We start from the raw sequence: 23,317 nt of genomic DNA, 5'->3' as shown, positions 1-23,317 counted from the left end.
GTGAATCTTATCTAAAATCGCTTAATTCTCGCGCTTTTGGATTTTAGATTATAACTCTTTAATGTTTTGTTAAAATCTTACTCACACTCAAAGCCCACTTGTGATCTGTGAATCACGCCATAGATTGCTTTGCTTGTGTCTTTGGCATTTGGTGGGATATAGTCGGCGTTATACCATATTAAGCAAAATCCACCAACAATAAAATACAAAAACAGATTCTAAACCAAACACATTCATAACTAATGCCACGCAACAATAACCTAAAACCTAAAAAAAACGGCGACATAATGCGTTTTGGGTTAATATGTAGGTGGCTAACCAAATCTTAAAAAGCAAATATCAAATGCCAGCCAAAAAAGCGTAAATCTGCAAAAAAAGTATAAATCTAAATGTTTGTTACGCCATTTATCGCCACTTACAAACATAACATTCTAGCGTTTTTGATTTTGTTAGATTTTTGTAGATTTTGCTAGATTTTGCTCTCCCAAAGTGCCAAAACGCAAAATATTTATTTTATAGATGATTTTGTTTATTTTATCGTTATAAAATTTTCTCGCCTTTATTTTAACTTAATAGGAGAACAACAATGGGAAAATACATTGAACTAAAAAAAGACAATTTCGAGCAAGTAACCAAAAGCGGTGTGGCTATGGTGGATTTTTGGGCGCCTTGGTGTGGTCCCTGCCGTATGCTAGCTCCAGTGATTGATGAGCTTGCGAGCGATTTTGAAGGAAAAGCAGCGATTTGCAAAGTAAATGTCGATGAGGAAAAGGCGATTTCAGAAGAATACGGAATCAGCAATATTCCTACGATATTTTTTATGAAAGATGGACAAGTAGTCGAGCAAATCGTAGGAGCGCATAGCAAAGCCGTGCTTGCGAGCAAGATTGAAGCATTGCTATAAAATGTTTTTCATAATTTTTAAGAGTGTTTTTGGACTTTTTGGATAATTACATTCTTAAATCATTGATTTTTCGGGGCTAGATTCTTTTGGCGTGTGCCATTAGAATCTAGCTTTTTTTGTTTATATACTTTGCATTATATAAATGCAAAAATACCAAAAATACATTTTGACAACAAAGGAGAAAAAATGTTAAATGTAGCAATTATCGGCGGAGGTCCTGCGGGTCTTACTGCGGGGCTTTATGCCACAAGAGGCGGAATCAAAGATGTAGTTTTGTTTGAAAAAGGTATGCCCGGCGGACAAATCACAGGCAGTAGCGAAATCGAAAACTACCCCGGAGTAGCAGAAATAAAAAGCGGATTAGATTTTATGGAGCCGTGGCAGGAGCAGTGCTTTCGCTTCGGGCTAAAACGCGAAATGGCAGAAGTGCTACAAATCAGCAAAAAAGGCGAAAACTTCGTAATCCACTATGATGTAGATAGCCAAGTAGAAGCAAAATCGGTGATTTTAGCCACAGGCGGACGCCCTAGAAAAATGGGAATAGCAGGCGAAGAGCAGTATTGGGGCAAAGGCATTAGCACTTGTGCGACTTGCGATGGGTTTTTCCACAAAGACAAAGAAGTAGTCGTAATCGGCGGTGGCGATACCGCGCTAGAAGAAGCGATATATCTCACAAAAATGTGTGCAAAAGTAACGCTTGTGCATAGAAGAGATGAGTTTCGTGGCGCACCTATCACGCTAGAGCACGCTAGGAACAACCCTAAAATCGAGTTTTTGACCCCTTATGCACCCATCGAAGTCAAGGGCAATGACAAAAAAGCTACTTCTGTGGTGCTAGAAAACACAAAAACAAAAGAGAAAAAAGAGATAGAATTTTCTGGGATTTTTATCTTTGTGGGCTATGAGGTAAATACGCAAGTGCTAAAACAAGATAATGGCTCTATGCTCTGTGCTAGCGAGGATAATGGCTCTATCATTGTTGATTTATCGATGAAAACAAATATCAAAGGGCTTTTTGCAGCAGGCGACATACGCATAAATGCACCAAAGCAAGTGGTATGTGCGGCTGGAGATGGCGCAGCTGCGGCACTTAGCGCGATAGCTTATCTTGACTCATTGCATTAGATTTTGACATTTCGGGGGCGATTATGGCACGGAGCACAGAGCAAATAAACATTGGTTTATTAGGTAGCACAGGACGCGTAGGCAGACTGCTAATCGATGAAATAGCACAATCTAACAAAGCGATTTTAAGTGCTATGTTTGTGCGTGAAAAGCTGGATTTTGCCCCAAATGCACTACGCCAGAATCCAAACCAAAATCCAACGCTTATCACTAATGATTTAGATGAGTTTATCGCTTCGTGCGAGGTGATTATAGATTTTAGCGCACGAAGTGGCACAGCTTCGCTACTAAGCGCACTCCAAAAAAGGCTAGATTCTAGCGATAATCAACGCCAAGCAAACAAACAAAAATCTAGCCTGCCAAAATCTAGTCCATCAAAATCTAGCTTGTCAAAATCTAACCCATCGAAATCTAGCCTCTCAAAATCCACATTGCCTACTTTGCCCGCCTGTGTCATAGGCACGACAGGGCTTAGCAAAGATGATTTTACACTTTTAGATTCTCTAAGCAAGCACACGCCTATCCTCTATGCCGCAAATATGTCGCTAGGCGTGGCTATCCTGCGACAAGCAGTCCAAGAAGTAGCCTCCAAACTACAAAACGCAGACATAGAAATCAGCGAGATTCATCATCGCTTCAAAAAAGACGCACCAAGCGGGACTGCCCTAGCCCTAGCTCATTCCTGCGCAAAAGGACGGGGGCTAAGCGATACAAACACAAAAAATAGCAACCTAGCCCAAAATCCACAAAATCTATTTATCACAGATAGGGCGTCTGCGGGTGAGAGAAAAGAGGGGCAAATAAGCATAGTTTCTCTTCGCGGTGGCGATGTCGCGGGCAGGCACACGGTAGGATTTTATATGCAGGGCGAATATTTAGAATTTACCCACAACGCCACAAATCGCGCCACTTTTGCCAAAGGCGCGCTAGAATGTGCGCTGTGGCTTAGCAAGCAAAAGCCAAATCTATATGACATTGATAGTATGCTAGCATAGATTTTTAGGCTTATCGCGCAAATCTTACAACGCAAAATCCACCCAAAATCCAAAAAACACCAAAATGAACCAGCAAACAGAACTTACAAAAACAGCCCTCACAAACGCCACTTCAATCTATTATGAATATTTAGAGCAAAACAACTTAGGTTGCGAGCAACTCCAAATCCTCCGTATAAATATCGATTCTAGCGTCATCAAATTTTTTATCAAGGCAAAATTTGTAAATACCGATTCGCTAATGATTGATTTGAATGGAAAATATTTGCCACTTAGCGAGAATACCGGATTTTCTGTCTTGTTTTATGATGAAAAAACGGGGGTTTTAGCGATTGAATGCCTAGATTTTGCGCTATTAGAGACTATCAAAACCCACCAAAATGACATAAAAATTTTTAGCGATTTAAAATTTTTAATCACCAATTTAGAAATATTTTTTAAAAGAGCTGAAATATTTGCCCTGCCTAGCATAAAGCCCCGCATTGCGGATTTGCCACCACAAAAATACCTAAAAGACTATCTAAATGATGAGCAAAAAAACGCGCTTGTATGCGCTCTAAATACGCCTTTTAGCTATATTTGGGGGGCACCGGGCAGTGGCAAGACACAAGTCGTGCTTTTTGAAGCATTGCTATGCTATATTTATGAGGGTTTGCCTGTGTGCGTGCTAGCCCCGACAAATTCCGCCTTAGAGCAAGTGCTAAGCGCGCTTATTAGCAAATTTGATGAATTAGGGCTAAATAGGGAAAAGATTTTGCGACTTGGCACGCCTAGCAATGCGTTTTTAGAAAAATACACCGAAGTGTGCGACCCACAAGTGCTAGCAAAAAAGGCAAAAGAGAATCTATTTAGCTCAAATATCTCAAAAACTAGGATAAAAGAAGCCATAGTTATCGGTATGACGATGGATGGATTTGTCGCAAAGCAAGCGACTTTGGGCATAGATTTTCATCATTTTTTCTTAGATGAGTGCGCTTTTACCCCACTTATCAAAGCCCTAGTCCTAACCACGCAAAATGCCCCTATCACGCTACTTGGCGACCATAAGCAGCTAATGCCAATCTGTGAGATGCCACTCTCCCAAATCAAAGGCGACAAAATCTGGGCAAATCTTTTTAATCTCTCTTCGCTGTTTTTGGAGGATTTTTTCGCAAATCCTGCTGAAAGCAACGCGCCCATTTTTAGCAAAACCCAATCTAGCACGCTATTTTTCACAGAATCCAAAAACGCAAAAACCACCTTTTGCACCCTCCGCCAAACCCACCGCTATGGGGACAATCTAGCCAAAATCTTAGATTTTCACATTTATCATAATGGCTTAAAAGGCAAAGAGCAAAATACGCAGATTTTTTATATACACTGCCCAAATGCGATTATGGAGGACAAACAAAATATCACAGAAGCCCAAAGAATTGCAACACTCATAAACGAAATGCAAAAAGCTAGGCTAAAATTTAACAATTCTAACGAAGTGGATTCTATGGTTGTGGCGGATTCTGCGATTGCGGTAGATTCTGCTGTGGCGGATTGTGCGACTTTGACTAAATCTATGATTTTACAAAATTTTGAAAATTATGCGGTTATCACGCCATTTGTTAGGCAAAAAAAATTGCTTAGCGAATGTGGCGTGTCTTATCGCAATGTTTGGACGATTCACGGCTCGCAAGGACAAGAATTTGACACGGTGATTTTCTCTCCCGTGATGCTTCATCATCACTTGACTAACTCTCACAATATCAACGCAGCTTACGCCCTAAATGTCGCCATAAGTCGCATAAAAAAACAGCTAATCATCGTGTGCGATAGGGAATATTGGCTAAATTTTAGAGGGCAGTTTTTAAGTGAGATTTTGGCAAACGCGCTTCCTTTCCCGCTTCAAAACATTCAGCCAAATCAATCAAAACAGGAATTTGACAAGCTAGCCACAGAGCTAGCAATGCAAAAAACCATAGAAATTGTCAAAATCTAAAATCTTATTTTGCCCATCTTTGCCCCAAATCCATAGCCCCAAATCGCTAGCCCAAAATCTCTACTTTTTCCACCCCATAATAAAACGCTTTATATCGCTCCAAAAAGTCATTATGTCGCCCAAAAGCGCGGTTTGTCTTGGTGTATGGATTTTTGGCATTTTGCGGTGCGCCCTGCCCTTGATAGTCTTGCCTCAAACTATAAAGCGATTGAGCAGCGATTAGTTTTTCTCCCTCGCTCATTCCCTCACTCGCCCTCACAAACGCGCTATATTCCTCATCGCTCATTAGCTCAAAAATCTCCATTCCATAAGTTTGCCTAGATTTTGCTTCGTTTGAATTTTTTTGCGCCTGCGTGTTGGCTGTTTTGTCATCTTGGATTTTGCTAGATTGTTGGGGTTGCCTAGATTGTTGAAGTTTTTGGGAATTTTGCAAATCTTTTGTAGATTTTTGCGTGGATTGTTTGGAGGATTCTTGTGTAAAATCCTGTGTGGATTCTTGGGCAATTTCTTGCGCGTTTGTCATCTTGCTAGACAAAAGTGAGCTAAGCGAAGTCTGTGGCAATCCATAATCAACACGCAAAATACACCTCACAAATTTTTATCACAAAAACCCAAAATCTAAATCCAAAATAAAACACCAAATAAGCCCAAACTATCGCAAATAGCGCAACTCTAAACCAAACATATATCCACACAAAAAAGCAAAAACAAATCCAATATCTATCTATCAATCAAACAACATCTAACAAAAAATTTTTGCGTATTTTTTCTCGTTTATTTTTGTGTATTTTTTTATAGCCTTTACACGATTTTGCCAAATTTGCCAAAAATATTTTTTTTAAATAAAATCTTAAAATTCAATCCCCATTTCAAGCATTCCTACTATGTTTCGCATTGAGGGCATACTTAATGCGTTTGAGTGATTTTGAATATTTTTGCGTTGTGCGACATTTGAATGCCCTAGATTTTGATACCTGCAAATCATTTTTAAATAATATGATTTTTGCGGATTTGCTGTGTAGGCTACGCCCACACCTGCATTTAGCGCGTAGCTATGCCCATTTAGCCCATATCCACTTAGGCTAGAATCTTTCGCCACCCCAAATCCATACCCCCCGCCAAAAAGCCAATCATACCCAAAAGCATATTCTAGCGCGACTTTTTTGCCAAAAGGGATTTTGCCATCTACCTCGCCACCAAGATAGTGAAATAAATACGAATATCCGCTACTATCGCCCTTTTTGCGCGAAGTGTAGGCTTCAAATACATAAGCGATATTTAGAAAAAGAGGGAATCTTTTTGTGGCTAGATTTACCCCCACTTTTGGTCGTATCTCGCCAAAAATAGCAAGATTTTGCCCCGCAAAATCTAGGCTAGATGGGCTAGCTTCTTGCTTGCCTACGCCAAGTTTTGTGCTAATGACAAAGCGCGTGCGCGAAGTCTTGCTAGTGATTCCGCCTTCTAAATTTACATAGCCACCATAGATTTTGGTGTCAAAAATTTGGCTTTGATTTGGTTGATTTTTTATGTGTGCGTATTGCGCACCTATGGCTACACGCGTGTATTCTTTGGGGCATTCTTCAGGGTTTAGTGCGCAAAATGCCCCAAAATATGTGGCTAAAAAAGGCATATTTATCCTTAAGATTAGATTTTGTATAAAAATTTGTTGCTTAAAAAAATCGCTATTATATCTACAAAATCTAATAAACCGATTAAAAACTTTAACGCAAGTTTATATTTCTATTTTAGTCGCCCTATCAAAACCTTGCGCTAAAATCTATATTTATTTCATAAAGATATTTTTGTCAAATTTCTCAAACACACTAGAATCCGCACTAGAATCAAAATCCCCAAAATCTTGCGCTTTATCAAATATTTCAGCATTTGAGATTGCCTTGCTTAGATGAGATAAAGATTCATTTATTTCTAGCAATTTTTCTTTGATATAGGTTTGAAAATTCTTAGTAGATTTTGCGCTATCGTTTTGAAGCAATGGCATAGGCGATGGATTTTCTAGCAAAATCTTTTTATCGCCTATTTTCGCGCTCAAATCCGTGTCAAACAATCCCTCACCCATAAAAATAGCCATTTGCACGCGCTCTTTTATCTGCGCCAAAATCTGTGATTTTTTCTGCGTTGCCTCATCGTTACTTTTTGCGGCATTATCTAGCTCTTCTAGCTCATCTGCTAGGGATAGAAGTTTTTTAAATGTGATTTGAAGTGTTTGAAACGCGCCTGTGAGTTCATTTGCGCTTTTTATGTCTTCGCCAAAATTGCGGATTTTGCGCTGGGCTACAAAGGGCGAGTGGGTTTTGGCAGATTGGATAGCTTCTATGTTGCTTAGGGCGTTTTTGGCTAGGGATTGTGGCTCTATGCCCTGCTCTTTGATATGTTTTTTGAAAGTCTCTATGATTTCATTTGCCTTGTTTTGCATTGTTTCTCCTTAAGACTAAGATGGCAAAGGCTAAAATCGCATTTTTACATTCTAGCTAACTAGCACGAATGCTTCTAAATCGCTAACTATAAACGCGTAAAAAGCATTTATCATTCCTTTTTGTGTGCTTTTTGTGTGTTTTGACATTGATTTTTTGTGCTGTTTTTTGTGCGTGTCTTAGATTGATTTTTGCTTTATTATTTCGCTTACGATATAATTCACACTTTTTACCAAATATTTTTTAAGGACTACTATGAGACTATTTTTGAGACCGCTTTTTTTATGGCTTTGTGTTTTATGGCTTTGTGTCGCCCTAGCACTTGCCAATTCCCAAAATCTAAAACCCATAGATTTTCATCTTTTTAAACTTGAATCAAAGCAAGAATCTACCAATGACTACCCCAATAAACCCCCTACCCTGCTTCTCATAGGCGGGATTCAAGGCGATGAGCCCGGGGGATTTAACGCCACAAATATTTTTCTAAATCACTACAAAATCACAAAAGGTAGCGTGTGGGTTATCCCCGTGATAAACCCGCATTCGATGCTGCTAAATCATCGCGGGCTTTATGATGATATGAATCGTAAATTTGCCACCCTCTCCCCCAAAGACCCAGAATCCCCGCTCATAAATCGCGCAAAATCAATCATTTCTAGCAAAGAAGTTGATTTAGTGTTGCATTTGCACGATGGGAGCGGATTTTATCGCCACACGCACCAAAGCGAGCTACTTAGCCCAAAGCGGTGGGGAAACTGCACCATAATCGACCAAGAGCGATTAGAGGGCGTGCGATTTGGCGAGCTAGATGAGATAGCCACGCATATCACAAAGCGCGTAAATGCCCATATCTTAAAACCTCTGCACGAATATCGCGTGCGCAACACAAAAACCGCAAAAACAGACAAAGAAATGCAAAAAGCACTCACTTTTTATGCGATAAATGAGGGCAAGCCAGCCTTTGCAAACGAAGCTAGCAAGACGCTAAATCTAAAAGAGAGGGTGTATTATCATTTGCTTGCTATCGAGGCGTTGCTAGAAAAAGTGGGGATAGGATTTGAGCGGGATTTTACGCTTAGCGTAGATGGCGTAGGCAAGGTGATATATGATAAAAATCTAGCCTTTAGCATAGAGGGTATGCCTAGCTTTCCGCTTTTTGATTTGCGGGGCGAGATTGCGGATTTTCCACTGCCTGCTAACAAAAACTTTGATAAAATCGCCATAGAATCTGGGGCTAAGATTTTGGGACTTTTGCCAAGAGGCAATGCCCTAACGCTAAAATATGGCAACAACTCAATGACAAAATTTACACCAAAATATGTGGAGTTTGGCAAATCTAACGGAGCGCAAATAAGGGCAAATATCGATAACAAAGAGCAAAAAATCGCATTTGGCGAAGTCATAAAAGCGGTAGATTTTGTAGAAATCACTGATTTTAGCGAATATGACATAAAAGTCGTGGGGCTAAAATCAAAACCCAAAAACAACAAAATCCTAATCAAAAAAGAATATCTAAACCCCCTAGCAAGTATCGATAAAGCGGGAAATCTATATCGAATCGAGTTTTATAAAAAACAAACGCCACAATCTAGCACATACACCCTACACACTCCACGCTACGCCTCACTAGAATCCGACATATCAAAACCTGCAAATCTAAATAAATCCGCACAAGTCATCGCTTCAAGCGCGTTTGTGCGCAGTGCGCCAAGTGAGGTTTCGCCACCTGTGGCAAAAGCTCCAAAGGGTCGCAAACTATATGTGCTAGGCAAGACAAACGCGCTAGAATCTAGCCAAATCGGTGGAGCGTGGGCTAAGGTAGAATATCATTTTGGTGAGCGAAAGATTAGCGGGTATGTGCTAGAGAGTTTGCTTAAATACGGGGATTTTGTGGTGGATTTGGATACGACTATGGTGGTAGCAAACACAAATGATACAAATGCACCAATAAGCAAAAATAGCATAAATAATGCTAGCCAAAATGCCAAAATCCAAGAATCTAACAAAGAATCTACAAAAGAAACTTCTAAAGAATCCACAAAAGAATCTAACAAAGAATCCGCAAAAGAGCGCACACAAAAAATGGATAAAAAAACCGCACAAGTAATCGCTTCGAGCGCATTTGTGCGCAGTGAGCCAAGTGAGGTTTCGCCATTTGTGGCAAAAGCTCCAAAGGGTCGCAAACTATATGTGCTAGGCAAGACAAACGCGCTAGAATCTAGCCAAATCGGTGGAGCGTGGGCTAAGGTAGAATATATTTTTGGTGGGCGAAAGATTAGCGGGTATGTGCTAGAGAGTTTGCTTAAATACGGGGATTTTGTGGTGGATTCTAGCCTAGATAGCGCGTTTAGCCCAAAAGATATTGGCACAATGCCTAAAAAACAAATCTTGCCTAAGGAAATATTTATGGGTATGATTTTGGTGGATTTTTCGCGCTAGATTTCGCAGTAGTAGCATTTTGGCATTTTAGCTTTTGGGCTTTTTCGTAATCGCAGTTTGCAAAGCGCGTTTGTAGCGTGGAATTTAGGCAAAAAAGTAAGAAAATAAACGGAGATTTTATGGATATTTTTTGGGGTAGCACAAATTTCGCGAAACTTTTAGAAGTGGATTTTGAAGCGCACAAAGCATTTGTATTGCGCAGGTTTGATAGCTTTTGCTACCTGCATAGCATTAGAGATTTTGACAAAGTAGAAAATCTAATCGGGCTAGAAGAGCAAGTAGAGATTTTGAGGGCAAATACGGCTAGTTTTTTATCAGACAAATCCGCGCTAAATGTGCTTGCGTGGGGTGCTAGAGGCTGTGGCAAAAGCTCTTGTGTAAAGCAAGTTTTGGGAGAATTTTTAGAAATCAATAGCGCAATCAAAACAGAGCGCACTAAAAATGACAAATCCCTAAAATCTTTTTACCCAAAATCTTTACGCGTAATCGAGCTTGATAGCAAGGATATTTTGCTATTGCCATTGCTTTTTGATATGCTAAGAGATAAGCCTTATAAGTTTATTATTTTTTGTGATGATTTGAGCTTCCGCGCAGAGCAAAATGAGTATAAAAGTATCAAAAGCGTGCTTGAAGGCTCGCTTGAAGCGCGTGCAAAAAATATATTGCTATATGCCACTTCTAATATCCGCAAGCTAATCCAAAACGCAGGTGCTGATAACACCCCTGAGCATAGCATAGTCCAAGAAGAACTAAGTCTTAGCGATAGGTTTGGCTTGCAGATTGGATTTTATGATTTTGGGGTTAGGCAATACCTTGAATGCGTAGAAACATTTTTGCAAAAAGAGGGGATAAAGGGGATAGATTTTTTTAACACAAACAATCTAAGCGATACAAGTAACAATCCAAATGAAGAAAATCTAAATGAGATTTCAAAAATCGCTCGGCAAAAGGCATTAAATTTTGCTACAAAAATGGGAAGCAAAAACGCACGAATTGCAAAAGATTTTGCCCTGCTAGTCGCAAACGGCGTAGAAAATCTGCGTAAATAAAAAAGCTAGATTTTAGGCATTTACAAACACCTAAAAACCTAGCTTAAAAAAACAAAATCTAGTGCGATAAACGAAATAATCGCCCTAGATTCTAGCGCAAATCTTAGTCGTCATTTCCGCCTAGTATGCCTATAAGCTGTAAAAGGCTTATAAAGATATTTAGAAAATCTAAATAAAGATTTACCGCTGCTAGCACAGGGCTATCATAAAGCCCGCGCACGATATTTTGCGTATCATAGGCTACATATAGGCTAAAAAGCACCACGCAAGCCGCAGAGATTAGGACTTGAAATGGAGTGCTGTTTAGGAAAAAGTAATTTACTAGCGAGCAAACAAACACGACAATTAGCGAAATAAAGAGCATTTTGCCCATATTTGCTAAGTCTTTTTTGGTTTTTAGCGCGTAGATACTCATCACGCCAAAGACGATAGTCGTCATACCAAGTGCTTGCCATACTGCATTTAAGCCAGAGCGAGCAACGACATAGCCTAGCAAAGGCACAAGTGTCACACCGCTTAAAAATGTAAATACAAACAGCAACGCAACATTTACCGCAGGTTTTGCGCGCAAGAAAAATAGCGCGATTAGCGCAGCGAATTCAGCGACAAAAATGCCGATACGATACTCAAGCACAAATGCAAAATTTTGCAAGCCAATAAGCGCACCAATGGTGGCAAAAAGCAGGCTCGCGCCAAAGAATTTATAAGTCGTTTTGACAAAATTTACAAGCGCGTTTTCATCAGCATAAGCCATTTGACTTGTCGCTGTTACATTGTTTAGATTCCTATCATAAAGTGCCATTTTTTCTCCTTTTAGTCTAGTTTGCAAGTAGTATCTACTTGCTATGGCTAAAATCTGCAATCGCAAAAATTGCGCTAACATTCTACTTAAAAAAAGCTAATAAAAAGCGTTTTTTACATTTCGCTAGATTTTGGTATGGAAAATGATTTTGCTATAATGCCACTTTTTGCAATCTTAGTTTTTAAGCCCAAAATAAGTCAAAATCAAACTAGCCAAACAAAACCAAAAATACGCAATCTAGCAAAATCTAGCACAAAGCAAAATCCAAAAAAGGAATCCAAGTGCCAAATGCGACAAACACACACACAAATCTAGCCCCACCACAAACCAAGACACAAACGACAACTCAAACAACAATAGGATTTTTTCATCATTATGGGCTAGGCGATAACCTAATCGCTATCAAAGCCCTATATCTTGCCAAAAAAGCATATCATTGCAGGCTTATCATTTTTGGAAACGCGCTATTAAAAGAGATTTTAGATTTTGTGGATTTTATGGATAGCACAGATGAGATACTAGATATTGGTGCTCTATCCAAAGATTCCTTAGCCACTATCGCAAAATATCGCTGTGATTTTTTCTTGCTAAGCAATCCAAAATCACAATACATTAGGCTTTTATCACCGCTAGATACGCCCATCATCACCGCCCTAAAATTCGCTTCTTTTTTTTCTACCAAAACCAAATATCCCTCGCTTTTATTTTTTGACAAATACCGCAAGCTAAATGCCAAAGACGCGCTATGTATGCTTGTTAGGCTTGTTGATAAAAATGCGTTTGATGAGTTTGTAGGCAATATTTTGATGACGCAAAATTTGACTAGGCAAAAAGCTAAAACGGGGGGGGGGCAACATAATACGCTAGAAAATTATCCAAAAATCACTTATGCAAATTTTGAACGCATAATGAGTGAGCTAGATTTTGCCCTGCATAATGAGATAAAGCTAAAAATTAGCCCCGATATAGAACAACGCACAAAAGATTTTTTGCATAACCGCATAAAACATACGCAAATGCTACAAGCAAAATCCAACCTAGAATCCAAAAACGCCCTAGATTCTCCCCAAAATCCCACAAATAGCGACAATGTAGATTCTACAAAAAATCCTTTTATGATTTTTATAAATCCTTTTAGCTATGCTGCGACACATACCCTGCCTTTAAGCGCGTTTTTGGATATGATGGGGCGGATTTTGACAAACCCAAAAAACCAAAATCTTTTCATTCTAATCATTACTTTTCCTAGCGTGCATAGCGATTTTATCGCCCAAGTAGAAACCCACCCCATTTTATCCTCCCTGCCAAACCAAACAAAACAACGACTAATAATCTACCCAAATGACAACACGCTATCTAGCCTAATCGCATTTGCAAATCTATCAAGCCTAATGATAAGCCCAAGCACAGGTAGCATACACCTAGCCTCTATTCAAGGCGTAAAAACAATAGGGCTGTATTCGCGCAAAGACACGCACAGATGGGCAACCAAAGATAAAATCTACACCATAATCCCACGCAAAAAATCTAACCTAAGCCATAAACAAATCACAAAAATCATAAACACCACCATACAAAAAATGCAAAATCTAATCGATTCTAGCACGATAAAACCGCTCGCTTTATAACCCAAAATCTAGCCACAAAAAAATATAGTCAAAATCTAAAAGCGCGAAAACTAGCAAAATCTAGCCAAATGCAAGCGAAATCTAAGACATAAAGCCACAAAATCCAATCAAAATCTATTTAATCCAAATGCGTAAAAACCATCGAAAAATAGTGCTTTTGCCTATGGTAGTTGTATTGCAAAGCATATCCGTGCAATGCCAAAATATCGCTAACAATTGATAGCCCAAGCCCGTGTCCGGGCTGTGCATTATGTGCTTCATCGCGCACAAAAGGCTCGGTATAATAATCAAATGGATGCGTAAGTGGCGGGGATTTGCTTACGATAGATATACATTTTGGATTTTGTTTTTGCAGTGCGTTTTTTAGCGTGTTTTTAAGCGTAGGCGAGGCAAAAGAATCATTAAGCGATTCTAGCTCCAAAGCGGTAGTATAGTTTATATTTCCCCAGCCTAGCAGTTTTCTTGCGTTATGTTTTGTCCCGTTTATGTCATCTGTGTCGCTAGATTTTGTGTGTGTCGCTAGATTTTGTGCTTTGTTTGTGCTACTTTGTGCGTCATTATTTTTTTGCTCCATTTTTTTGCTAGCTAGCATTGCATTTTGCGCGCACGCATCATCGCCTATAATGATTTTGATAAACGGAGATTCATTGTATTTAAGCGCGTTTTCGATAAGATTTCGCAATGCCCTTGCTAGCAGCTCCAAATCACCGCAAATCACAAAATTTTCCCTCATTTCTAGCCGTATTTTTTCCTCCGTATCGCCAAAGTTTTTTAGCGTCTCAAACACAAGTGTTTCAGCAAAAAATCTACTAGATTCTAGTTGCATTTTGCCACTATTTAGTCGCTCTAGCTCCAAAATATTGTTGATTAGCTGTTTTAGCCCGCTTATGTGTGGCAAAAGTTTTTCCATATACGGATATTCTTTTTGGGACACCTCGACAAAAAGTCGCATTTTAGTAAGCGGGGTTTTTAGCTCGTGCCCTAGACTTTTTAGGATAAGTTCTCTAGATTTTAGCATACGCGTTATTTGCTCGCTCATCATATTAAACGACACGATTAACGCGCTTATTTCATCTTTTGTGTTGATTTTATGGCTAGATAGCTCCATTTCGCTGATAAAAGATTTTAGCGATTTTTTAAGCCTGCGCAAAGGATACAACAATCGCAAAACCATCACTCCAAGCAATGTCAAAATCCCAACAAAAAGCGCGAAAAATAGCCAAAAATCATCACCCACTATCAGCCCATAAGAAATGGGGCGAGATACGATAGTGTGGTAGCCCTCATATTCTAGCTCAAATCCTATGATTTCTTTTGTGCTAAAAATCATCGAATAAATCACATCATCGGTGCTTTGATATAGTGTCGTATATGTGCTAGGCAAGCTATCTAGGGCAAAAAACCCAAACTGCCCCGCTAGCATTTGCGCAGAATCAAAATCGCCCATTATGATATTTGGCATCATCGAATAAATGAGGTATAAGATTTCGGATTTGGAGCGGTAGATTTCGCTTGTGTGGAAGCTTTTGTCTATCTCATAGGCAAGCAATATCGCAAGGATTATCGCACTAAAAAAAAGAAAGAAAATTTTAAAATAAATGCTTGAAATAAGTTTCATTTGATTCCTAGTTGTTAGATTTTGTGTTCTTTTGGGATTTTTTTGGTGGTGGATTTTGTTTTGGGCTATGGTTTTGTCGAGTTTTGTCGCATTTTGTCATTTATGATTTTGTTTTGTGCGAAATTATATCAAAAATGAAATTTTTGCGCAAAATCCACATAATGCCACAAACAAACAAAAATCTAAAAATACTAGAAATATGGTAGCGTAGCAAGTAAGGCTAGCAAAGATTTTGTAGATTGAAAAATAGGTTATGAAAATTTATGTTTAGCTTATGTTTAGAGGGAAGTAGATTTTGGGGTTTTGTGTTTTGTTAAAAATATTTGTGCAATCGTGGCAAGCTAGATAATCTAGCCTGCCATTTTCTTTGCCATTTTTCTCTTGCCATTTTTTCTTTGCCATTTTCTGCCACTGCCTGCCACAAAATCTATGCAGGCTAGCGACAATCAAAACACTAAAACGCAGGTTTTAAAAGCTTATTTTACTTCAATCTTATCTTTGATTTTTTCAAACAATTTATCGCCGATGCCTTTTATGTTTTTTATATCTTCGATTTTCTTAAAAGGCGTCTTGGTGCGGTATTTGATGATTTCATCAGCTTTTTTATCGCCTATGCCTTCCAAGCTAACAAGCTCTTTTTTAGTCGCGGTGTTTAGGTTGATAGCAGCATACGCAAAGTTTGCAAACATAAAAAGCGGGATAAAAACTGCGAGTAGTGATTTTTTGAAGTTTTTGATTGCGGAGGTGGCTTTAAGTGTAAGGTTTTTCATTGAGCGTCCTTTTTGAAATATGAAATCTAAGGCAATTTCTATAAAGAAAATCTATCAAAACAATTTATGCAAAAATCTACAAAAGAAAATCTATGCAAAACTATTTTAAAAAGAAAATCTTAAAGAAATAAAAGCTGTGATTCTAATAAGATTATGCTTAAAAGATTATTAAATACGAAAAAATATTGCATTATATTATGGATTTTTTGTGGATTTTTTATGGATTTTTCTTGTTTAATTTGAATTATTCAATATTTTAAATAAAAGAGACTTATATCAGTTTTGACACATTAACTTAAATCGTTTTTGATATAATTTTTCTTGTCTTTCGCATTTTTTCTGCATTTTTTTTTTTTTTCGTTTTTTTTTTTTTGTTTTTCGCATTTTTAGCGTTTTTAGCGTTTTTTTTTATCGCTTTTTTTAAGTTTTTCATCACTTTTTTAAGGACACCAATGCAAGACATTCTAAACACACAAACAACGCAAACGCAAGCAAATCCAAATACACAGGCAATACAATCAAACACAACGCAAGCAACAATAACAACGCCACACGCGCAAGCAATGCAATCAACAAAAACACACGCACAAGCAACGCCCCAAACTTTGACAACCCCACAAACCCAGCTTGTCTCTATCATTATCCCCATTTTTAACGCTCAAAAATTTATCGCAAAAGCGTTGCAAAGCGCGATAAATCAAAGTTATGAAAATATTGAAATTATTTGCGTTGATGACGCAAGCACGGATAATAGCGTTGGAGTCGCAAAAGAGTTTGCAGATAAAGATTTGCGCATAAAAGTCCTGCAAAATCCGCAAAATCTAGGCACTTTTGCCACGCGCAATATTGGCGCATTAAACGCAAAGGGCGAGTATTTGCTATTTTTGGACGCTGACGATAGTTTAGAGCTAAATGCGTGTGAAAAGATTCATAACGCAATAATCGCTTTTAGCAAAGATTGTGGCGAACAAATCGATATTTTAGCCTTTAACTATGCAAAAAGGCAAAGCGATTCATCAAACAAATCACATATTTTGCACCCACAAAACGCACTTTTTTGCATTAAAGATTTTATGCTATGGATTGCTAAAAGGGGCGTTGGTAAATATTGGACATTATGGGGCAAGGCATTTTTGCGCTCCACTTACGCAAAATCTTTGCAAAATTTGGATTTAGGCAAACGGCTTTTGGTGGCAGAGGACGCGCTAAACTTTGTAAATGTGCTTTTTTATGCCAAAAATTACGCCTGCATAAGCGATGAGCTGTATCATTACTATGAAAATGCGGATTCGATTACACAAAGAAGCGATGTGCAAAAACTGCATTTGGCGTTGCAAAATCATCGCTTTGTGATTAGCACGATTTTAGTCCAAAGTAAGCATTTTTCGCCTTTTTGCCAAAATCTTGCGAAAATTTTTGCGTTAGAGTTAGAGATAACGCTGCAAAATGAAAAACGCAAAATGCACAAATCATCGTTATTTTATGTCGCTAGCAGTGTTTATAAAAAGATTTTGCGAATGAAACAAAAATGGATTTTATGCAAAATAAAACGACTTAATAGCACAAACGACAATCAATAATGTAGTTTTAGATTTGATGATTTATTTGAGGATTTTATGTTTGTTGGGTTTAGATTTGTTTTTTTGGATTTTGGAGCAAAAACATTCGCACTTGTAAATCTAGCTCGGCTATATCTTCATAAGATTTTAGCCTTCCTACGCTACTTTGAAACCTATCTAGCGCGCTAAACACGATTTTGGCAATCTCGCCAAACGCCACCTCATCGCGCAAAAATTTTAAAACCGCCACTTCATTTGCAGCATTTATCACTACGGCTAGTTTTGGGTTTGCTAGCAGGGTGTCTTTTAGCCCCCATAGCGGGTATCTAGCAGGACAAATCGCCTCAAAAGACAAACTACCTAACGCGCTTAAATCGATAGAATCTAAGATTTTGCTCCCACTTGCCTGTGTCAAATCAATAGCATACGCGATGGGCAAAGACATACTAGGCAGGGCAAAATGCGCAGTCGTGCTACCATCGATGAACTCTATAAGCGCGTGGATAGTCGAACTACGCTCGATAAACGCGCCAACTTCGCTAATGCCAAAAAGCCAATACGCCTCAAGCACTTCAAAAAGTTTGTTTGCCATAGTCGCAGAATCTATGGTGATTTTTTGCCCCATTTGCCAATTTGGGTGTTTTAGGGCTTGGGCTTTTGTGGCGTGCGACATCGATTCTAGCGGAGTATCGCGAAACGCTCCACCGCTTGCTGTGATAAGAAGTCGCTTGATTTGTCTTAGATTTTGTTTTGGATTTTGCGTTGGATTTGTGCCGTGGTGATTTGCCTCAAAAATCTTTGTGCTAGATTTTGCTACACCAAAATTTTGACTAAAATCTTTACTAAAATCTTGCTTTTTCAAATCATTTGTGCCAAAATCCGCATTAGATTTTCTAAATCCATTCATCAAATACCACAGCCCAAAATGCTCGCTATCAATAGGCATAATCTCACTTCTATCAAGTAGCCAGCCGCCCGTGATAAGCGATTCTTTGTTGGCTAGGGCTAGCTTTTTGCCACATTTTTGTGCGCATATCGATGGGGCAAGCCCTGCAAATCCTACGATTGCATTTAGCACGAGATGTGAAGAGCAACTTTGTATCATTTCACAGATTCCGCTTGCCCCTACAAACACTTCTGCGCCACCAGATTCTAGCTTGTCAATATCTTCTTTGCAAGCGATTGCAACTTTTTTTGGCTTGTATGTGGCGATTTGTTGGTTTAGTAGCGCGATATTTTTTCCTGCTGCGATTGCTTCTATCTCTTTGCCAAAGCGATGGGCTATCTCTAAAGCGCGCACTCCTATCGTGCCTGTGCTACCCAAAATAATCATTTATGCCCCACTATGCCCCAAAAAGCGTAGGCACGATATTTTCCCCACTGCCAAATGTGCCAAAAAATGACAGCACAAAGTGCATACCAATCGCCCCAAACAATAGCGCATCAAGCCTATCTAAAACCCCGCCGTGTCCGGGCAAAATACTCCCAGAATCTTTCACTCCAGCCATTCGCTTCAAATAGCTCTCATACAAATCCCCAAACACCCCGCAAACCCCCACAAACATACTTAGCAAAATGCACGCAAAAAAATTCACCCCCAAAGCCCAAATGCCAACCACACTTCCCACCACCACGCAAAACGCAAGCCCGATAATCACGCCTTCAATCGTTTTTTTGGGCGAAGTGGGACTAAAAGGTGTTTTGCCAAACAAACGCCCCCCAAAATACGCACCAATATCGCATAAAGCGATGATTAAAATAAGCCACACAATCCCCGCCAAACCAAAATCCACATATATGCTATACAACGCCAAAAACGGAATCACAGGATACAAAAATGGCAATATATTTTTGGGATTTAGCTCTTGTCTAAAAGCAAGATAAGAAGCCAAAACCATACACGCGCACACGCCACAAATAATCGGGCTTGCATTAAAAAACGCCGCTACCCACACCGCCACAGCGATGATATACAAATACGGCTCATCTTGGATTTTATATAGATTTAGGCTTTCTTTAAATCCTAGCAAAAACAGCACGCCAAGAGTAGCCCACATAACAAATGAATTATTTATATAAATAAGCAACGCTACAAATGCCACTAGCACCGCGCCTGTGATATAGCGAGCTTTATCTTTTTTTAGCATTTCGATAAATTGAGACATTTATATCCTTTTTGCGTATTTTTGTGTATTGATTTTGGGATAAATCTAAACCAACATTTGCATTTCTAAAAGTTTGCATTCCTTAAAAAATCGTAGTATTATACCAAATAAAAAGCCAAATGCTAGCTAACCAAAAACCCAAAATCTAAGGCAAAATCTAAGGGGCAAAATGAGCAAAATCACTATCATAAAAAGCCAAAAATACTATCAAAACTTCATAAAAAAAAGCGTGGCATTTTTGCAAAAAGAAGCACAAAAAAGAGGGGCGCAAAATCTTGTGCTAGGGCTTAGCGGTGGGATAGATTCTGCCGTAGTTGCAGCCCTTTGCCACAAAGCAAGCAAACAATCTAAATTAGGGGTTTTTTGCCTATCTATGCCATCTAGTAGCTCTAGCAAAGACTCGCTAATTCACGCAAAAGAGCTAGCAAAAAAATTTAATTTGCCATTGCAGATTTTGCCATTAGAGGATTATCAAAAATCGTTTTTGGATTCACACAAAATCACCACGCAAAAGGATTCTACAAAACAAAATCTTGCCACGCAAAAACCCACTTCACAAGATTTTGCTTGGCAAAATCCCACCCCGCTTGAAATGGGAAATTTTTGTGCTAGGCTTAGAATGGCACTTTTGTATGATTATTCATCGCGCAAAAAAGCCCTAGTCATAGGCACTAGCAACAAATCCGAGCTAATGCTTGGGTATGGGACGATTTTTGGGGATTTGGCGTGCGCGATAAACCCTATCGGCTCTTTGTATAAAAGCGAGATTTTTGTCTTAGCAAAAATGCTAAAAATCCCAAAATCTATCATTGTCAAACCACCAAGTGCGGATTTATACGCAGGGCAAAGCGATGAGGGCGAGCTAGGATTTTGCTATGCCAAAATCGACATTGCGCTAGAGGCGATTTGCAAAAAATATGGGGATTTTAGGCAAGTAGAGAATTTTACAAACATTGACTTAAAAAAAATAAAAAATTTGCGCGACACGCAAGGAAATCTAATCCCAAAAGAAGCAATCAAAATGGCAAAAAAACGCATATCTCAAAATCTATTTAAACGCTCATTGCCAAAGATTTTTATCCCTTAATTTGTAGAGAAAAAATATGCAAGAAAAAACGACAAAAAATCTATCTAAAAAATCTAATTTTACAAAATCTAATGCCGCAAAACCTAATGCCACAAAATCTAATCCCATAAATTCTAACGCTAAAAATCCTAGCACGCCAAACGCACACACCACAAACAAAACACATTTTTTAGATAGCTATTTTTTTAATCCAAATCTACCCCAAAAGATTCTAGCTTTTTTGCTACTACCTTGTAGTTTTGTGTATTTTTGTATCGCCTCTTTGAAGCGCAAAATCCAAAACATAGCAAAAACAGATTTTGGCGTGCCTATCATTTCGGTGGGGAATCTAATCGCAGGCGGGAGTGGCAAGACGCCTTTTATCATTTATCTAGCGCGTTTTTTGAGCCAAAAACGCTACACGCAAATCTATATCATTTCGCGTGGATATGGTAGGCAAAGCAGGGGGCTTGTGTGGGTGGCAAAAGATGGGGAGATTTTAGAGAGCGTATTGAATGCAGGCGATGAGCCATACCTAATCGCACAAAATCTAAGCGCGCAAAAAATCTCCCTAATCGTATGTGAAAATCGCAAAAAAGCCCTGCAAGAAGCAATCAAAAATGGCGCGAAAATCATTTTGCTTGATGATGGATTTCGGTTTGGATTTTGCAAATTTGACATTATTTTGCGCCCCAAAATCGAGCCGTATTTTAGATTTTGCCTGCCAAGCGGGATTTACAGAGAATCCCCCAAAATCTACAACCAATACCAAACTCCACAAAGCGACAATCAACCAAACAATCAGCCCGACAAAAATGAACGCAAGACATATAAAAATGGCATTTTTTCGCAAAAAGGCATTGTTTTGCAAAATGGCATTGTCTTAAAAGACGGGGTAGATTTTATCCGCAAAGTTACCGTGCAAAACCCTAGCAAAAAAATGCTTTTTCTAAGCGCGATTGCAAATCCTACGAGGCTAGAAGAATTTTTGCAAGATTATGCGCAAAATATCGTAGCCAAAATCACGCTAAAAGACCACGCGCTTTTTGATAAAAATCAAGTAAAAAAATGGCTAGATTCTACCAACGCCACTTCTATTTTGACCACCCAAAAAGACGCTGTCAAGCTAGAATCTTTTGGCTTTCCGCTAAGCATTATGACGCTAGATTTAGAGGTTTGCAAAGAAGCGTTAGAACCAATTATCAATTATTTGCGCCACTACCAAACCAAGCAATCAAAATCCACGCGCTAATTTTCATAAATTTTCTAGCATTTTATGATACGCCTTTTTTGTCCCCTCGCGCACCTTGCCACATAGGCTAACGATGACAATCACCACACTTGCGCATATAAATCCCGGGATAATTTCATAAATGCGAAAATCTAGCATTTCAGCAAAGATATTTTTATACGCCACGACAACCACCGCGCCTGTTATCATACCGCTTATTGCGCCAAGTCTTGTCATTCTCCCCCAAAATAGTGAAAAAATCATAACCGAGCCAAAACTAGCACCAAACCCAGCCCACGCATACGCCACGATACTTAAAATGCTAGAATCTTTATCCGTTGAAATCACAAATGCGATTAGTGCGACTGCCAAAACCCCAGCCCTGCCTAGATTCATAACCATTTTAGAGCTTGCATCTTTGTGGAAAATGCGCTTATAAAAATCCTCTGCGATAGTCGAGCTAGAGACAAGAAGCTGTGAACTAGCCGTGCTCATAACCGCCGCTAAAATCGCAGAGAGCAAAATCCCAGCTATCCAAGGATTAAAAAGTAGTTGGCTCATTACTATGAAAATCTTTTCAGGGTCATTTAGACTTAAATCAAATTTATAAACATAAGCAATGCCTAAGACACCGATAAAGCACGCCCCAAGAAGCGAAATCGCCATCCACGAAATGCCAATAATCGTGGCTAGCGGAATCTCTTTTGTGGAGCGAATCGACATAAATCGCACCAAAATATGTGGCTGTCCAAAATATCCTAGCCCCCACGCTAATGCAGAGATAATCCCAACTGCGCTTGCTCCCTCACCCATAGATAGCGCATTTGGCTTTATCTCACGCACGATTTGCATCGCCTCTCCAAATCCACCCAAATGATAAAGCATCACGCAAGGCACGATGATAAGCGCACCCATCATCAAAATCCCCTGAATCAAATCTGTCCAGCACACCGCCTTATACCCGCCCAAAAATGTGTAAGCCACGATGATGAGCGTCCCTGTGCTAAGGGCGTATTCATAGCGTAGCCCAAAGGTGCTCTCAAACAGCTTTGCCCCGCTAACTAGCCCACTAGACACATAAAAAGTGAAAAATACCAAAATCACCACCGCGCACACCACACGCAAAATATGCCTATCATCATCAAACCTTGTCTCAAAATAATCAGGTATGGTAATGCTATTTGCCACCACGCTTGTGTAAATGCGAAGTCGCTTCGCCACAAATACCCAATTTAGCGTAGCTCCAATCGTTAGCCCAATAGCGATATAGCTCTCTATAAACCCACTCACATAAAGCGCACCGGGTAATCCCATAAGTAGCCACCCGCTCATATCGCTAGCCCCAGCAGAGAGCGCAGAGACTACGGGACCAAGCGAGCGCGAACCCAAAAAATAATCCTCCGTGCTTTTATTTTTCTTAAAAAAATAAAATCCAATGTAGAGCATTAGCACCGAATATGCGATAAACATCACTGCGATTTCAAAACTAATATGCACGACTTCCATTATTAAATCCTTTTTTTTGATTTATTTGCAAAATCTAGTGGCAAAAGCGGGTTAAAATT

21 protein-coding genes are annotated in these 23,317 nt (G+C 39.2%); 10 read left to right on the top strand and 11 right to left on the bottom strand.

All coding sequences use genetic code 11. The annotated features are described in order from the left end of the window. Positions 1–77 precede the first annotated feature (77 nt). Positions 78–209 carry a hypothetical protein gene (locus ACWIUO_RS10000; RefSeq protein WP_454177757.1) on the bottom strand — a complete coding sequence of 44 codons (132 nt, stop codon included), beginning with the start codon at positions 207–209 and terminating at the stop codon, positions 78–80. Between the two features lie 377 nt (positions 210–586). Between ACWIUO_RS10000 and trxA the strand changes: the two genes are divergently transcribed. The 4 genes from trxA (at position 587) to ACWIUO_RS09980 (ending at position 4,993) form a co-directional block, all read left to right on the top strand. After that, positions 587–904, top strand: a complete 318-nt coding sequence (gene trxA, locus ACWIUO_RS09995) for a thioredoxin (RefSeq protein ID WP_023927023.1) — start codon at positions 587–589, stop codon at positions 902–904. A gap of 186 nt (positions 905–1,090) precedes the next feature. Continuing rightward, entirely contained in the window at positions 1,091–2,029 is a 939-nt protein-coding gene (trxB, locus tag ACWIUO_RS09990; protein ID WP_454177756.1) for a thioredoxin-disulfide reductase, read from the top strand. A gap of 23 nt (positions 2,030–2,052) precedes the next feature. Next, a complete protein-coding gene (gene dapB, locus ACWIUO_RS09985; RefSeq protein WP_454177755.1) occupies positions 2,053–3,024 on the top strand; it encodes a 4-hydroxy-tetrahydrodipicolinate reductase in 972 nt (323 codons plus the stop codon). 64 nt (positions 3,025–3,088) lie between these two features. Beyond that, positions 3,089–4,993: an AAA domain-containing protein gene (locus ACWIUO_RS09980; protein ID WP_454177754.1), complete on the top strand. Its 1,905-nt coding sequence runs from the start codon at positions 3,089–3,091 to the stop codon at positions 4,991–4,993. A 46-nt stretch (positions 4,994–5,039) separates the two neighbouring features. Here the strand turns inward: ACWIUO_RS09980 and ACWIUO_RS09975 are convergent, their stop codons facing one another. From ACWIUO_RS09975 to ACWIUO_RS09965, 3 genes are all read right to left on the bottom strand, one after another. Continuing rightward, entirely contained in the window at positions 5,040–5,573 is a 534-nt protein-coding gene (locus ACWIUO_RS09975; protein ID WP_454177753.1) for a hypothetical protein, read from the bottom strand. A gap of 270 nt (positions 5,574–5,843) precedes the next feature. Further along, positions 5,844–6,623, bottom strand: coding sequence for a hypothetical protein (locus ACWIUO_RS09970; RefSeq protein ID WP_454177752.1), 780 nt, complete (start codon positions 6,621–6,623; stop codon positions 5,844–5,846). A gap of 153 nt (positions 6,624–6,776) precedes the next feature. Then, the gene (locus tag ACWIUO_RS09965; protein WP_454177751.1) at positions 6,777–7,427 is read right to left on the bottom strand and encodes a flagellar FLiS export co-chaperone; all 651 of its coding nucleotides are present in this window, start codon (positions 7,425–7,427) and stop codon (positions 6,777–6,779) included. A gap of 253 nt (positions 7,428–7,680) precedes the next feature. Between ACWIUO_RS09965 and ACWIUO_RS09960 the strand changes: the two genes are divergently transcribed. Both ACWIUO_RS09960 and ACWIUO_RS09955 read left to right on the top strand, forming a co-directional pair. Next, a complete protein-coding gene (locus ACWIUO_RS09960) occupies positions 7,681–9,864 on the top strand; it encodes a M99 family carboxypeptidase catalytic domain-containing protein (protein ID WP_454177750.1) in 2,184 nt (727 codons plus the stop codon). A gap of 119 nt (positions 9,865–9,983) precedes the next feature. Then, positions 9,984–10,913, top strand: a complete 930-nt coding sequence (locus tag ACWIUO_RS09955; protein WP_454177749.1) for a DUF815 domain-containing protein — start codon at positions 9,984–9,986, stop codon at positions 10,911–10,913. Between the two features lie 103 nt (positions 10,914–11,016). Here ACWIUO_RS09955 and ACWIUO_RS09950 read toward each other — a convergent pair whose 3' ends face one another. Next, positions 11,017–11,715 (bottom strand): Bax inhibitor-1/YccA family protein, encoded by a 699-nt coding sequence (locus ACWIUO_RS09950; RefSeq protein WP_454177748.1) that lies wholly within the window; start codon positions 11,713–11,715, stop codon positions 11,017–11,019. A 281-nt stretch (positions 11,716–11,996) separates the two neighbouring features. Between ACWIUO_RS09950 and ACWIUO_RS09945 the strand changes: the two genes are divergently transcribed. Beyond that, on the top strand, positions 11,997–13,343 hold the full coding sequence (locus ACWIUO_RS09945; protein WP_454177747.1) for a hypothetical protein: 1,347 nt from the start codon (positions 11,997–11,999) through the stop codon (positions 13,341–13,343). A 118-nt stretch (positions 13,344–13,461) separates the two neighbouring features. Here ACWIUO_RS09945 and ACWIUO_RS09940 read toward each other — a convergent pair whose 3' ends face one another. From ACWIUO_RS09940 to ACWIUO_RS09930, 3 genes are all read right to left on the bottom strand, one after another. Then, positions 13,462–14,961 carry a histidine kinase dimerization/phospho-acceptor domain-containing protein gene (locus ACWIUO_RS09940; protein ID WP_454177746.1) on the bottom strand — a complete coding sequence of 500 codons (1,500 nt, stop codon included), beginning with the start codon at positions 14,959–14,961 and terminating at the stop codon, positions 13,462–13,464. A 267-nt stretch (positions 14,962–15,228) separates the two neighbouring features. Then, complete coding sequence (locus ACWIUO_RS09935; RefSeq protein ID WP_454177745.1) at positions 15,229–15,363, bottom strand: hypothetical protein; 135 nt, start codon at positions 15,361–15,363, stop codon at positions 15,229–15,231. A gap of 74 nt (positions 15,364–15,437) precedes the next feature. Beyond that, complete coding sequence (locus ACWIUO_RS09930; RefSeq protein ID WP_454177744.1) at positions 15,438–15,731, bottom strand: ComEA family DNA-binding protein; 294 nt, start codon at positions 15,729–15,731, stop codon at positions 15,438–15,440. 452 nt (positions 15,732–16,183) lie between these two features. Here ACWIUO_RS09930 and ACWIUO_RS09925 point away from each other — a divergent pair, with 452 nt between their 5' ends. Continuing rightward, entirely contained in the window at positions 16,184–17,311 is a 1,128-nt protein-coding gene (locus ACWIUO_RS09925) for a glycosyltransferase family 2 protein (protein WP_454177743.1), read from the top strand. Positions 17,312–17,360: 49 nt separating this feature from the next. Here ACWIUO_RS09925 and ACWIUO_RS09920 read toward each other — a convergent pair whose 3' ends face one another. Together ACWIUO_RS09920 and ACWIUO_RS09915 are read right to left on the bottom strand one after the other, a co-directional pair. Then, positions 17,361–18,623, bottom strand: a complete 1,263-nt coding sequence (locus tag ACWIUO_RS09920) for a 1-deoxy-D-xylulose-5-phosphate reductoisomerase (protein ID WP_454177742.1) — start codon at positions 18,621–18,623, stop codon at positions 17,361–17,363. A 10-nt stretch (positions 18,624–18,633) separates the two neighbouring features. Continuing rightward, positions 18,634–19,455 carry a phosphatidate cytidylyltransferase gene (locus tag ACWIUO_RS09915; RefSeq protein WP_454177741.1) on the bottom strand — a complete coding sequence of 274 codons (822 nt, stop codon included), beginning with the start codon at positions 19,453–19,455 and terminating at the stop codon, positions 18,634–18,636. Positions 19,456–19,624: 169 nt separating this feature from the next. On the opposite strand from ACWIUO_RS09915, the gene nadE reads away from it, so the two are divergent. Together nadE and lpxK are read left to right on the top strand one after the other, a co-directional pair. Then, on the top strand, positions 19,625–20,542 hold the full coding sequence (gene nadE / locus ACWIUO_RS09910; protein ID WP_454177740.1) for an NAD(+) synthase: 918 nt from the start codon (positions 19,625–19,627) through the stop codon (positions 20,540–20,542). 16 nt (positions 20,543–20,558) lie between these two features. Further along, a complete protein-coding gene (gene lpxK / locus ACWIUO_RS09905) occupies positions 20,559–21,773 on the top strand; it encodes a tetraacyldisaccharide 4'-kinase (RefSeq protein ID WP_454177739.1) in 1,215 nt (404 codons plus the stop codon). 3 nt (positions 21,774–21,776) lie between these two features. Here lpxK and putP read toward each other — a convergent pair whose 3' ends face one another. Next, on the bottom strand, positions 21,777–23,258 hold the full coding sequence (gene putP, locus ACWIUO_RS09900; RefSeq protein ID WP_454177738.1) for a sodium/proline symporter PutP: 1,482 nt from the start codon (positions 23,256–23,258) through the stop codon (positions 21,777–21,779). Between the last annotated feature and the right edge of the window lie 59 nt (positions 23,259–23,317).

The organism is Helicobacter sp. T3_23-1056, assembly GCF_053654535.1.
This window is presented reverse-complemented; position numbering and strand designations above follow the sequence as displayed.